This window comes from Pseudoramibacter faecis (genome assembly GCF_036289405.1).
GTDB classification, from domain to species: domain Bacteria; phylum Bacillota; class Clostridia; order Eubacteriales; family Eubacteriaceae; genus Pseudoramibacter; species Pseudoramibacter faecis.
On record NZ_JAYFFI010000003.1, the window covers coordinates 53259 to 67391 of the forward strand.

At 46.4% G+C, this 14133-nt stretch carries 11 protein-coding genes; 2 read left to right on the forward strand and 9 right to left on the reverse strand.

Going from position 1 to position 14133, the window contains the following annotated elements; all coding sequences use genetic code 11:
- Positions 1 to 4: 4 nt before the first annotated feature.
- From V3C63_RS03930 to V3C63_RS03970, 9 genes are all read right to left on the reverse strand, one after another.
- Complete coding sequence (locus V3C63_RS03930; protein ID WP_329886518.1) at positions 5 to 1354, reverse strand: D-alanyl-D-alanine carboxypeptidase family protein; 1350 nt, start codon at positions 1352 to 1354, stop codon at positions 5 to 7.
- Between the two features lie 31 nt (positions 1355 to 1385).
- Entirely contained in the window at positions 1386 to 4322 is a 2937-nt protein-coding gene (locus V3C63_RS03935; protein ID WP_329886519.1) for an insulinase family protein, read from the reverse strand.
- Positions 4323 to 4325: 3 nt separating this feature from the next.
- Positions 4326 to 5675 carry a replication-associated recombination protein A gene (locus tag V3C63_RS03940; RefSeq protein WP_329886520.1) on the reverse strand — a complete coding sequence of 450 codons (1350 nt, stop codon included), beginning with the start codon at positions 5673 to 5675 and terminating at the stop codon, positions 4326 to 4328.
- Complete coding sequence (locus V3C63_RS03945) at positions 5656 to 7623, reverse strand: N-6 DNA methylase (RefSeq protein WP_329886521.1); 1968 nt, start codon at positions 7621 to 7623, stop codon at positions 5656 to 5658. Before V3C63_RS03945 ends, V3C63_RS03940 begins: the two co-directional genes overlap by 20 nt.
- 52 nt (positions 7624 to 7675) lie before the next feature.
- Entirely contained in the window at positions 7676 to 7903 is a 228-nt protein-coding gene (secG, locus tag V3C63_RS03950) for a preprotein translocase subunit SecG (protein WP_329886522.1), read from the reverse strand.
- Between the two features lie 133 nt (positions 7904 to 8036).
- Positions 8037 to 8783 (reverse strand): triose-phosphate isomerase, encoded by a 747-nt coding sequence (gene tpiA / locus V3C63_RS03955; RefSeq protein WP_329886523.1) that lies wholly within the window; start codon positions 8781 to 8783, stop codon positions 8037 to 8039.
- Between the two features lie 25 nt (positions 8784 to 8808).
- The gene (locus tag V3C63_RS03960; RefSeq protein WP_329886524.1) at positions 8809 to 9996 is read right to left on the reverse strand and encodes a phosphoglycerate kinase; all 1188 of its coding nucleotides are present in this window, start codon (positions 9994 to 9996) and stop codon (positions 8809 to 8811) included.
- Between the two features lie 114 nt (positions 9997 to 10110).
- Complete coding sequence (gap, locus tag V3C63_RS03965) at positions 10111 to 11124, reverse strand: type I glyceraldehyde-3-phosphate dehydrogenase (protein WP_329886525.1); 1014 nt, start codon at positions 11122 to 11124, stop codon at positions 10111 to 10113.
- Positions 11125 to 11150: 26 nt separating this feature from the next.
- Positions 11151 to 12200 carry a sugar-binding transcriptional regulator gene (locus tag V3C63_RS03970; RefSeq protein ID WP_329886526.1) on the reverse strand — a complete coding sequence of 350 codons (1050 nt, stop codon included), beginning with the start codon at positions 12198 to 12200 and terminating at the stop codon, positions 11151 to 11153.
- A gap of 288 nt (positions 12201 to 12488) precedes the next feature.
- Between V3C63_RS03970 and V3C63_RS03975 the strand changes: the two genes are divergently transcribed.
- A complete protein-coding gene (locus V3C63_RS03975) occupies positions 12489 to 12758 on the forward strand; it encodes an ACT domain-containing protein (protein WP_329886527.1) in 270 nt (89 codons plus the stop codon).
- Between the two features lie 11 nt (positions 12759 to 12769).
- The gene (locus tag V3C63_RS03980; RefSeq protein WP_329886528.1) at positions 12770 to 14128 is read left to right on the forward strand and encodes a PFL family protein; all 1359 of its coding nucleotides are present in this window, start codon (positions 12770 to 12772) and stop codon (positions 14126 to 14128) included.
- Positions 14129 to 14133 lie beyond the last annotated feature (5 nt).

Here is a 14133-nt window from a genome sequence, read left to right on the forward strand (position 1 = left end):
TTGATCACCTTTTTCGTGTGCGTCGCGCAGATGCACGTCCGTTTCTTTGCCTATGCCGGCGCAGCTGTTGACGTCTGAGATGCGCCGTTCGCTTCGCATAAAGATATAAAATCAACCAGATTATCACCCCAACGATCACAAAGGATAAGAGATAATCCACAAAATTGCGCGTTTTTGTATCAGCCCTTGACTTTAAACGAAGTTTTTTAACCAACTGATGATTTTTATAAACCTTGAGCACCCCAACTTGTTGACCGCTTTTAAGATCCTCATTCAAGCGATACACGCCGGCTTTTTTCTTGGTGAAAAGCTGATTATCCAGTTGTAAGCGCGTTGTGTATGCACTTTTTTCCGATGTTTCAACCATCGAAGAAGCTTCCTCTTTGAAATAAAGCTTCAACACGTTGTCATCCGCAAAATGAACGTGCTTTAACTGCACAGAGCGATAATAGCCCGATGGTTTCCCCCAATTAATCCGGGAGAAATCGCTGTGCAGCGAATTGATAACGCCATTCGCTTGTGTGAAAATTTGATTATCACTGTGCAAAATAACCGCAACCATTGTTTTATCTCCATCCTTTGAAGAGAAAACCAAACAGCGGCCGGCTTCATCTGTGTGCCCGGTTTTCACTCCGGTAGCATAAGGGTTGTACTGTTTGCCGTTATGGGAAGATTCCTTTACTTTAGCAAGATCATGCGTGCTGATAATCAGGGAATTGGTATTGATCCATTTCTTTTGACCGCTTTTGAGTTTACAAGAATAGACCTTGCTTTGAACAATTTTTCGAATGATCGGATTTTCGAGTGCCGCCGCAGAAATTTTTTCCAGATCAGCCGCCGTCGTATAGTGATTTGCATCGTGCAACCCATGCGGATTAACAAAATGGGAATCCTCCAATTGCAACTGTGCCGCTTTACGATTCATCAACGATACAAATTTATCAATAGCCTTATCTGCGCCGAGTTCGCGATCACCTGATACCGCCCGTCCAATATTTTTGGCAATAGCCAACGCCGCATCATTGCCTGAAGGCAAAAGCAGTCCGTAAAACAGTTGACGCCACGTGCAGGTATCTCCTTTTTTGAGATCCGCTTTGGATGAATCAGCCGTAATCAGCGAAATTTCGTCTCCGATTTTAACCTGCTGATCCATTTTATCCGCCACGTAATCCAGCGCCACCAAAGTTGTCATCATTTTAGTGGTGCTCGCCGGATACATTCGTTTGTGCTCATTTTGAGCTGTAATGACATCACCGCTTTTTTCTTCCACTGCATAAACAGCTTCATCGCCGGTATAGCTGGGCATTGCCGCATAAACCGGTAAACAGGTCACTGCCGCAAAGGTTAAAATCAAAACAAAAACTGCTATTGATCGTCGAATTAAGTTATTCAAAAATATATGTGACATTGTTAAATATTTCTTGATTGTTTCTAATTAATTCTTCGTTGCCGACGACACATAAATTATTTTGCCGCATCGCTTCATCCACGATTTCACCGCAATCTCTTAAATCCCGAATCTTGACACTGAGAATTTCATCTCTTTCCCGCTGCCGGTCTTCCGTTGTGACCCCGGTAAGATACATGCTGTCTGCCATATACGAGGTCATTGCCTGAGATACCGGATGATCTTTTGCAGAAATAGCGCCAATAATGTACTTTTCCAATTCATGCTGCGTCATATCGAGATGCCTAATGTATTGACCGGCGCCATTATAAGTTGCCAGCGATTTGGCCAATTGTGGATCTCGGTAGGAGGAAAATGCAAGCTCCCCTGAACGGGCAATCCCAAACGCTGCGCCATAGGCCCCACCTTGAAGGCGGATGCGATTCCAAAGATAATCCATCCCTATAATGGTCTTCAAAACAAAGAAGGCGCCATTATATGAATGTCCTAATTTTTTAATGTTAAATCCCTTAGCCACATAATTAATCTTTGCCGCGGTCATAAATCCTTCGTTTAAAACTTCCGTATCGAAACGATAGGTATGCAGGGAAACCGCTTTTTGTGGCAAGATATCAATCGCGGTTTTGACCTGATGATAAACACGATTTTGAATGCTCGGCTCACAGGTAACCGAGATCGTCATATGATTGCGATTAAACACCTGATACGCCACACGATCAAGATCGGCTGCCAAAGTTTCAAATTGATCTTCTGACGCTTTATCGATCCTTGCCAAATAACGCCCGAAATCCACGCCCCCAACTTTCTGATAGAAAGCCGCCGACTGAGAATAATAAGACTGCAAGCGCTGAACGGCCACCGTATTGCCCGCTGACAAAAATTTAGATTCGACAGCCATACGTTGTCCTTGAATGATGTCACCAATGATTTTGCGGTTATCAAATAACGATGCTGTTATCCCCTCAATCATCAAAGCCATCAAATCCGGCAAATGTTCCTGCAGCACTTTCCCGGAGATCGTCAACATGGGACGATAGTCCTCGGCCCTGACGATGTGATCAAAAGACTCTAAGCTGCTGCTGATCCCGCCGGTTTTAATCTGAATTTCCCGGTTGAGCGTTTCAACGTCGTAGGATTTTGTATTGACATTAAAGAGCAGTTTATTCAGCAACCCCAATACCGGCAAATCTTCCGGCGCAATGGCCCGCACATCAAACATCAACTTGACATAAACAATACCCGCCGTTTCCGCCGGATGCCAAAGCACCAAATGTTGATCCATCGTCCCTCTGCCGAATGGAATCTCTCTGACAGTCTTTCCCAGATCATCCAAAGACAACTTGGGAATGGTTTTCAGGGCTTCGTTTGTGTCCGGCTTGCTTTGGTAGGCAAGCAACGTCTGCGTTTGATCCACTAAAGTCTTAATCTCATTATCAGATAATTGATTTTTATAATCGGCTAATTGTTGGGAGAGCGCTGCTTCTTTTTTGGCCGATAGCTCCGGATCCGGCGTGATGCTAACTATCGCCGCATGATGATTATTGAGCAGCAGCCGCTGAATGAGATCCTCAAACCCACGATTTTGTTGCATCTGGCGAATGCGGTCAAGCGCGTCATCATATCGCAGATGGTCCAGCGGATCTCTGCCATAAAGCCAGGTATCCATCAGCTCGAGGCCAAACATCAGCCCCTTGGGATAGGAACCAAAATCCTGTTCCTTGATGGTAAAAGCTGCCGAATTAATCCCAGCTTCAAGATTTTTCGGGTTAATGCCGTTCTTGACCAAGTCTGTCAATGTCTTTTCGATCGTCACGCTAATCAGTTCTTCTTTAGTGTGATCGGTGTTTTTAAAGGAAATCGCGAAATACGGCTGTTCCATCGAAGTCGCGTAGGAGCAAGAGATATCATCGCTGATATCCAAATCCAGCAACGCCTTTTTCAGTGGATAAGAGTTATCTCCTAACAATACATTGGTTAAAATATCAAAGGCCAGCCAGTCATCTCCCAAATCATTGAGAACCCAACCAATCGTCAGGTAATCTTTCTGTTTCAAATCTTTTCCCCCGGAAAACGGATAAGTTGCCGTCGCATGGCGCATGGCTGTCAGCGGTCTTTGCAGACGAATACGACTGTCAATTTCTTTATATTCAAAATGCGATAGATATTCTGCGTCTAGATAAGCCAGATGCGCATCCATATTACCGTCGCCATATAAATATATAAACGCATTGGACGGATGATAAAAACGCGAATGAAAATCCAGAAAATCCTGATATGTTAAATCCGGTATGTTATCCGGATAGCCGCCAGATTCTTGTCCATAAATCGAGTCAGGATACAATTGCTTGAACAATTCATTGTGAAGCACTTCTTCCGGGCTGGAATAAACACCCTTCATTTCGTTATAAACCACACCATTATAGGTAATGGGATCTTCCGGTTTTTCTAAATGATAATGCCAGCCTTCCTGTTTAAAAATTTCTTCCTTCTGATAAATGTTTGGATAAAAAACCGCATCTAAATACACATCCATCAAGTTCATAAAATCTTTGTCATTGATGCTGGCCACCGGATAAACCGTTTTATCCGGATAGGTCATCGCATTAAGAAAAGTGTTTAGCGACCCTTTGACTAACTCTACAAAGGGTTCTTTCAGCGGATATTTTCGGGAGCCGCAAAGCACGGTATGCTCATTAATATGGGCCACGCCGGTGCTATTGTCCGACGGTGTCCGAAATGCGATATGAAAAACTTTATTATTATCGTCATTCGTAATGTACAACAACGGTGTCTGTGTTTTTTCGTAAACAAAATAATAGGCCGTCCCCTGAACACTGTCAAGATATTCCTGCCGTTTCAAGGTAAAGCCATGATAAATCTGATTTAATTTGAATTTTTCTTGAAATTTATTCATTAATTAATGCTCCTCATCCTCTGAATGGCCAATCTCTTTTAATCGCATTAAGCGCGCTTTCATCACTTTTTCATGACCATTTTCTGTCGGCTGATAAAAAATGCTGCCGTCAATATCCGTCGGCAGATATTGCTGCGGCACATAATGTTCGGGAAAATCATGGGGATAGCAATAAGATAGACCTCTGCCCACGGCCTGACTCCCGGTGTAATGGGCATCCTGCAGATGAGCCGGAACCTGCCCATTCGATTCGTATTTAACAGCCTGCGTTGCCGCCTGAATCCCCCGAATGGCGGCATTGCTTTTCGGGCAGGACGCCAAATAAGTGACAGCCTGAGCAAGATTGATTCTGGCCTCCGGCAAGCCAATCATGTCAACAGCTTGGGCTGCGCTAACGGCCAACGTCAATGCCATGGGTTCCGCATTGCCAATATCTTCTGAGGCGGAAATCACCATGCGCCTGGCAATAATTCTGGGATCCTCCCCCGCTTCAAGCATTTTGGCCATCCAAAACAACGCCGCGTCCGGATCTGAACCCCGAATACTCTTAATAAAAGCGGAAATCGTATCGTAATGGTTATCTCCGTTTTTATCATACTGCAGCGCCTTGGTCTGAATGCATTCCTGAGCGACTTCAAGATTTATCAGGATCTTGCCATCCGATGTTTTATCCGCCGTTAAAACCGATAGTTCCAAAGCGTTGAGCGCTTTGCGAACGTCTCCATTGGCTACAGACACCAAATGTTTTCTCGCCGCATCAGTCAGCTCGACTCGCATCCGGCCGTAGCCTTTTTTAGAATCAGCCAGCACCTCTTTTAAAATGGTCTCAATCGCCGCATCCGAAAGGGGATTGAATTCAAAAATCGTCGATCTGGAAATCAACGCTGCATTGATCTGAAAGTATGGATTTTCCGTCGTTGCCCCAATCAAAATAATAAGCCCATCTTCAACACTCGGCAAGAGGGCATCCTGCTGCGCTTTATTGAATCGGTGGATTTCATCAATAAACAAAATCGTTTTTCGCCCATAAAGCGCCATATTTCGTTTAGCTTGTGCAATCACTTCTGATATTTCCTTCTTTCCGGAGGTTACCGCATTCAAGCTATGAAACGCCGCCTTTGTTTGTCTGGCGATGATTTTGGCCAACGTTGTTTTGCCGGTTCCCGGCGGGCCATAAAAAATAGCAGAAGTCAATTTATCGGCGGTGATCAAACGGGTCAGCAGTTTACCCTTTCCCACAATTTGATCCTGTCCGTAAAAATGTGCCAGCGTCTCAGGGCGCATCCGAGCCGCCAGCGGTTCGTTGGCAGCTTGGTTATCTTCAAATGTTTTGTCAAAAAAACTGCCTTGCATAACGATTCTCTATCATTTCTAATTCAAATGCTGTCAGATTAAATGCCTTCGCCAATAAAAGATCCGCTTGGCGAAGTCTCACTGATTTTTCAGTATTCTCTGCGTTCATGATTATATCATAAAGGTTTTTTAGTTTGCAAAAAATCAAATTGTCCGGCGATGGGAGCTTAAGCCGCATTAAGGTGTTGGGATAGTATTCGAACAACGCATCGCCGAGTTTTTTCGCGACGGTTTTAAAATAAAAATCGTAAATGGGCGTGTTGAGCAAAACCGTTAATGCCGCAAGCGGAATCTCCTCGCTACGAATGCCGTAGACATCCGCCGAAAAATAAAGGCCTTTTTTATCCAAAGCAAAGCGATTTTTTTCTGCCTTATAGGGAAAGACGATCTTTGGAGATTCGAAATTTTTCTTATTTCGCGGCCACTGCAGCGCATACCACGGAATTTTTCCCAACCGACATTCCCGCCGTTTCTCGAGACGATCACGATAAGGTGTGAGCTTGTCTTTGATGGCTGGATAACGCATTAAATCCTCTTCGTCCGTGATATTGATCAAAAACATCGCCGGTTTTGCAATCTGAAAGGCGTCTACCTGCCGATTCTTAATCCACGACGCCGTGCAGGGCCAGGATGCGCAATCCGCCGGCAGCACGTCCGCGCGACTGATAAATGCCGCATCACATCCGGTAATCACTCCCTGAAAAGACGCGGCCACTTCGCCCAACGCACACCGACAGACCGCTTCTATTTTCTGAATGATCGTTTTTGTTGCGGGCGGCAATAAGTGCCATCCTTCTGCGTTCAGTGATGCCTGCGGCAAAGAAAATCGATCAAATTGCCTTTTATCTCTAACAGCATTCCCCCCGCTTTGGGGTTTGCCATCCACGCGCCGGCGAAAGATTTTTACAATCGATTTCGGTCTCGCATGATTGACCATCACCGAAATCATCGGATCGATCCCGATCCCCCGCATCGGCCGATAACCATAAAAATCCATGAGCATTTCAACACACATCGTTTGCGTTAAAAAACGACGCAATGACTCGCCGTTTTGCGCCTCCATAAAATAACGCGAAGTCAGAAAGACCGCGCGTCCCTTCGGTTTAAGAACGCGATGGGCCAGTGCAAAAAAACAATAGGCTAAATCGCCCTTGTCGCCATAGACAGCCGAATAGCGCTCGCGCAAAACGGCCATCCTTTTAAAAGGCATCCACCGATGCCCCATATATGGCGGGTTGACAATGACCCCATCAAACTCTTTTGTCGCTATTTTATCTGAAAAAAGGGCGTCACCGATCAGAATATTTTGAGGATACACATATTCACTGGATTTTAACGCCAGCCGGCATCGCGTCAGCCAGGCCGCTGCCGGATCCATATCCATTCCCCAAAGGTTATCTTTAAGTAATGTGCGATGCCTGTCTCTTTGGCTTTCATCCATGCATCGGGCCATTTGAAAATCGTAAACCGCCGATAACAAACTGCCGGCGCCGCAGGCGGGATCCAAAACGCACCGAGCCTCTGCCAGATGACTCGCCATTAACTCCGCCAGGTCGCTCGGCGTATAAAAAATACCTCTGGTTTGCCGCTCCGTTTTGGGAATCAGCCACTGATAATAATCGCCCAGAAACGCCGGTGCCAAGCAAAGCGATGGGTCACGCAATAATCTTCCGCCAGAATTCGGCAGCGGCATTGTCAATTCCTGCAGCGCGGATGCTCCCCAATCTTCATCAGCCTTGAGAACATCCTGCTTCCAACAGGCCATTACCTGGGGCAGCGTCGGACAATGTGCCAGAAAATCATGGATCGATAATATTTTTCGATCACTCAAAATACGCGCGACAATCAACGCTAAAAGCCGATTAATAGCCTCTAAATTTGAAATTTCTTTTTTCAAATCTTCATAACATTTTTGGATTGCCTGTTTGGTTTTTAATTGAGATCCCATGTTCAGCTCGCAAAAAATAAAAAATCCGAAGTGCGCGCACTCCGGAAAAACTTTACACAATAACGGAATAAATAAAAGCCGAAGCCATAAAAACAATCGCTGAAACGATGGTCACTTTTTCGAGCACGGCATAAATCCCCCGGGCCTTGCGTTTGCCAAACAGTGTCTCGGCGCCGCCTTCGATGGATCCCAGGCCTTCAGTTTTGGCCGGCGAAAGTAAAATGCTAAAGATCAGCGTAAAGCTTGAAATGATCATCAATGCGATCATAAAAGTTGTCAACTTGATTCACCTCCAGTGAAGAATGGTTTGATTTTAGCACATCCACACCGTCAATTCAAGAAATTAATCTCTTACGATCAATAAATGGGCATAAAAATGACGGGAGTTTCCTCCCGTTGTGGGCGTCTATGCGTTATGCGTCATAGTTAACGATTTTTGCAAAGTCCGCGGTTAAGCTTGCACCGCCGACCAAAGCGCCGTCGATATTATCCATCGCCATCAGTTCTTTAACATTGGCCGGTTTAACGGATCCGCCGTACTGCACGCGCGTGGCTTCCGCTGCTTCTTTGCCGTACATATCGGCAATGGCTGCGCGCGCCCAGCCACAGGCTTCGTCGGCCTGTTCATTCGATGCGGTTTTGCCCGTCCCAATGGCCCAAATGGGTTCATAGGCAACGATCACTTTCGTGATGTCGTCAATTCCCGCAAGACCGGCTTTAATCTGACTGACCACTTTTTCTTCCGCCTTGCCGGCTTCTCTTTCTTCCAGCGTTTCGCCGCAGCAAACAATCGGTGTCAGCCCCAAGGCCAAGGCCTTTAAAGTCTTCTTATTGACGGCTTCGTCTGTTTCGGCAAAGTATTGGCGTCTTTCGCTGTGCCCCAAAATCACATAGCTCACATCGATCGCTTTGAGCATTTCGCCGGATATTTCGCCGGTGAAAGCGCCGCTTTCTTCATAAAACATATTTTGAGCAGCAATGCCGATATTCGTTCCCCTTGTCGCTTCAACCGCCGCCGCCAGATTAACAAAGGTTGGCGCAAAAACCACTTCGGCCGTTGCACCCTTCACCAGTGGCTTTAATGTTTCGATGAGTTTTTTTGTTTCATCGATGGTTTTATTCATTTTCCAATTGCCGGCAATCACAGGTCTTCTCGACATAATTTATCCTCCTCAGATTTTACGTTTATTTATCTTCTAAAACGTCAATGCCCGGAAGTACTTTGCCTTCCATGAATTCGAGAGAGGCACCGCCGCCCGTTGAAATATGCGAAATTTTATCCGCATAGCCCATTTGCTTAACCGCCGCCGCCGAGTCGCCGCCGCCGATAATGGTCGTCGCGTCAGAACCTGCCATTGCCTGGGCAACAGCCTTTGTCCCTTCGGCAAAAGCGTCAAATTCAAAAACGCCCATCGGTCCGTTCCAAATAACGGTCTTAGCGGATTTGATGACATCGGCATAGAGTTTCCGGGTTTTTGGCCCGATATCCATACCCATCTGATCCTTCGGTATCGCATCAGACGAAACCACGGTCGGTGTCGCTTTGGCATCAAATTCCGGCGCAACCACGTTGTCCACCGGCAGATAGAGCTCCACGCCCTTTGCCTCTGCTTCTTTTAACAAGCCAGCAGCCAGCTCAACTTTATCAACCTCTAATAATGAAGTTCCGATTTCATAACCCTGGGCTTTATAGAATGTATAGGCCATGCCGCCGCCAATAATCAAAGCATCGACTTTTTGAAGCAAATTGGTGATCACCCCGATTTTGTCGGAAACCTTCGCGCCGCCCAAAATAGCCACAAACGGATGTTTGGGATTGTTCAGTGCGCCGCCAATGAATTCCAGTTCCTTTTGAATCAGAAATCCTGAGACAGCCGGCAGGTAATTCGCCACGCCGACAGTCGAAGCGTGCGCACGGTGGCAGGACCCGAATGCATCATCCACAAAGACATCGCCAAGGCTGGCCAATTCCTTGGCAAATCCTGCTTCGTTTTTCTTTTCTTCCGGACGGAAGCGCGTGTTTTGAAGCAAAAGCACCTGTCCCGGCTGCAACGTTGCCACTGCGTCTTTGGTCACTTGACCGACCACTTCACCGTCATCGTTAAAGATCACATTTCGACTCAACACCTTAGTTAATGCCTTCGCAACCGGGGCCAGTGAATACTTCGGATCCGGCTCGTTCTTCGGTCGTCCCAAGTGACTCATCAAAATCAAAGCCGCCCCTTGAGCCAAAATGTATTGGATGGTTGGCAGAGCAGCCTGAATTCTCGTATCGTCGGTGATTTCCAACGCATCATTTAACGGCACATTAAAATCTGCGCGCATCAGCACTTTTTTGCCTTGTAACGCAATATCTTTAACGGTCTTTTTCATCTACTTGATTTCCTTTCAAAAAAGGGGGCCGTTCACACGGCCCCCCGGCGCTAAATCTGCCAGAGGGGCAGATTTTTAATCAACAGCTCTTTTTTAAAGAATAACGCGATCCGCTTAATTTAGTTCTGCAAAGTATTTAATGGTTCTGACCATCTGGCTGGTGTATGAGTTTTCATTATCGTACCAGGAGACAACCTGAACTTCAGTTGTGCCATTTTCCAGCGGAAGAACCAGGGTCTGCGTTGCATCAAAGAGCGAACCATAACGCATGCCAATGACATCAGAAGAGACAATTTCGTCGGTGTTATAACCGAAGGATTCGGTTTCTGCCGCTTTCATCGCCGCATTCACCTGATCCACCGTCACCTGGCCATCAACAACAGCGGTTAAAATCGTGGTGGAGCCAGCCGGTGTCGGAACACGCTGAGCCGCGCCAATCAATTTGCCGTTCAATTCCGGAATAACCAAACCGATGGCTTTTGCCGCACCGGAAGAAGCCGGAACAATGTTGACAGCCGCAGCGCGCGCTCTTCTGAGATCCCCCTTTCTGTGCGGGCCATCAAGCGTCATCTGATCGCCGGTATAAGCATGAATAGTGCACATGATCCCGGACTGAACCGGAGCCAAATCATTGAGGGCCTTCGCCATCGGAGCCAGGCAGTTAGTGGTGCAGGAAGCTGCCGAAATAATTTTGTCTTCCGGTGTCAGCACGTCGTGATTGACATTGTAGACAATTGTCGGCAGATCGTTACCAGCCGGTGCAGAAATAACCACTTTCTTAGCGCCTGCTTTCAGATGCGCGGATGCTTTATCTTTGGAAGTGAAGAAGCCGGTGCATTCCAAAACGACATCGACATCCAGTTTGCCCCAGGGCAGATTGGACGGATCTGCTTCGGAATAAATTTCAATTTCTTTGCTGTCAACAACAATCGAAGAGTCTTTTGCTTCAACTTTATCTGCCAGTTCATATCTGCCCTGTGCAGAATCATATTTCAGCAGATGTGCGAGCATGCTCGGGCTTGTCAAGTCGTTAATGGCAACAACTTCATAACCTTCAGCACCAAACATCTGTCTGAATGCCAGACGACCAATTCGACCAAAACCATTAATAGCAACTTTTACAGACATAATATGCCTCCTTAAAAATAATTAACTTATTTATTTAATAAACGGATGATTTCCGTCGCAGCGCTTTCATCCGTTATTAATATCGTCTCCGGCGCAACCCTGCAGGCCCCAATGATCGCTTCCGCTTTTGCTTTGCTGCCGGCAATGCCGATACGATTGGTAATCTGCGGATAATCTTCAATATCAACTCCCACGGTGCTGGCGGCCTGAATCACTTGACCTTGTGCATCAAAATAATAACCAAACGCCTCGCCGATCGCCCCGCGATCTAATAATGCTTCTTTTTCGGATACCGGTGTATTTCTCGAATCAGCCAATACATCAGCTCGGCCGATGCCAAACACCAGTACATCGATTTCCTTCATCTTGTCAAATACTCGTTTAATCTCTGGGTAATCCTTTAAGGCGTTAAGCAAATTCTTATCGATATTATCCGGCAAGTGCAGCAATTCATATTTTGCCCGTAGCTTTAAAGCAATTTCCGCCACCACATTATTGGCCTGGGTGGCGTGGCTTTTGCCGATCCCCCCTCTGGCAGGAATCACATAGGCGTCCGGATAAAGGGCTTCTTTCATTTGAGCGGCAACAGCTGCGGTGCTGGCCCCGCCCGTCAACGCCAGCACATCCTGATACTTCATGACGGTAAGAATCACATTAGCGGCGGCCTTTCCCATGAAATTAAGTACCTGGTAATTAATTTCCATATCACCAGGACAAACCACAGCTTTTTTTAAATGAAGGGCTTCAACCAATTGGTTTTCCGATTGTTCAAGTCCATTGTAAGTGTAAAGCATTTGTTTGAGATCGTCTAAGATACTGTCACCAAGAGGTGTTAAAATAATGCCTTGACGCTCTACTTCCACCAGTTTTTGCTCCTGAAGAAAATCGATCTCGTTTCGAACTTGCCGTTCACTCATATCGAGCACATATGCCAGATTTCTTCTTCCAATCGGTGCCTCGCTTTTAACGGTGGATAAGATATTATAACGCAACTCGATAAGCGTACTTATCTCAGGTATTACCAATCTTTGAAGGTCCACCAGTTTTTTGCTGATCTTTGAATTGCTGTCTGCCATCTCATGTCTCCCGATTTTGATGCCCACAGGAACATTTTCATCCCGGCGGGTACATGATTATTATAGACCATCATTTACTTTCTGGCAAGTCCAAAAATTTTCATTTTTACTCAACTTTAATATCTTTTCAAGATAATTTCCCAATGAATTAATAATGCCGTCTGCTTTTTTATTGCGCTATCCCTCATAATAGTTTTAAATGAAACTTTCTTGCTTTATCCTTGCGAATTGCATATAATATTTTTTATATTTTAAGTTACTGCATCAAGCAGAATAAAGGAGTGCCACATGAGAGCTGTCGTAACCGTTATTGGAAAAGACCAAACTGGAATTATTTACCATGTTTCAAAAATTTTATCGGAATGCAATGCCAATATTGAAGACATCAGTCAAACCATCATGCAAGATATTTTTACCATGATCATGTTGGTTGATCTTTCAAAAATTACCTGCGATTTTACAGAACTTAAGGATGATCTCGAAGCGCTTGGAAAAACCATTGGACAATCCATTCGCATTCAACACGAAGACATCTTTAACGCTATGCACCAGATTTAAGGAGATACTCCATGGCTTTATACAACGATATTCTTGAAACAGTCCGCATGATTGACCGCGAAAATCTCGACATTCGCACCACGACCATGGGGATTTCTCTTTTAGACTGCATTGATTCCGACGGAAAACGCTGCAGGCAAAAAATATACGATAAAATCACTCGCTGTGCCGAAAGCCTCGTTGCTCAGGCGGATCGCACCGCCGAAGAATTCGGCATCCCCATCGTCAATAAACGATTATCCGTCACACCAATTGCTTTGGTCGCCGGCGCGACGGGCGATACCAACTATACCAGATTTGCGCAGACATTGGACGATGCGGCCAAAGAAGTCGGCGTTAATTTTATCGGCGGTTTCTCTGCCTTGGTTCCCAAGGGATTTACCCGCGGCGATCTGAATCTCATCAACAGTCTGCCGGAAGCACTGGCATCAACAGAACGGGTTTGCGGTTCGGTTAATCTCGGTTCCACGAAAACCGGCATCAATATGGATGCTGTCCGCATGATGGGCGAAATCGTGAGACAGGCTGCCTATCTCACAAAGGATCAGGACTCTATTGCTGCCTCCAAGTTGGTTATCTTCTGCAATGCGGTCGAAGATAATCCGTTCATGGCTGGCGCCTTCCATGGCGTTGGTCAGCCAGATGCGATCTTGCACGTTGGCGTTAGCGGACCCGGCGTAGTAAAAGTCGCCCTCGAGAAACATCAGGATGCTTCCATGGATCAGCTTGCCGAAATCATCAAGAAAACCGCTTTTAAAATTACCCGCGCCGGTCAACTCGTCGGCACAACGGTAGCCGATCGCCTTGGTGTTCCCTTTGGCATTTTAGATTTGTCATTAGCGCCAACCCCGGCCATCGGCGATTCCGTCGCCCGCATTATTGAAGAAATGGGTGTCGAACACTGCGGCGGTCCCGGCACCACTGCTGCCCTCGCTATGCTCAACGACGCCGTTAAAAAAGGAGGAATTATGGCTTCCACCTCTGTCGGCGGGCTCTCCGGCGCTTTTATTCCCGTTTCGGAAGATGAAGGAATGATCGCTAACGCCCGCGCCGGCCACATTACGCTTGAAAAACTGGAGGCCATGACCTGTGTCTGCTCCGTCGGCCTCGACATGATTGCCATTCCGGGCGATACACCGGCGTCTTCCATTGCCGCGATGATTGCCGACGAAGCCGCCATTGGTATGATCAACAATAAAACCACCGCCTGCCGTCTTATTCCGGCAATCAGCAAGGGACTCGGCGACGAAATTAATTACGGCGGGCTCTTCGGCAGTGCCCCTATTATGCCGATAAACGGCAGCGATGCCTCTGTTTTTATCAATCGTGGCGGCAAAATCCCCGCTCCGATTCATTCTTTTAAAAACTAAACTTT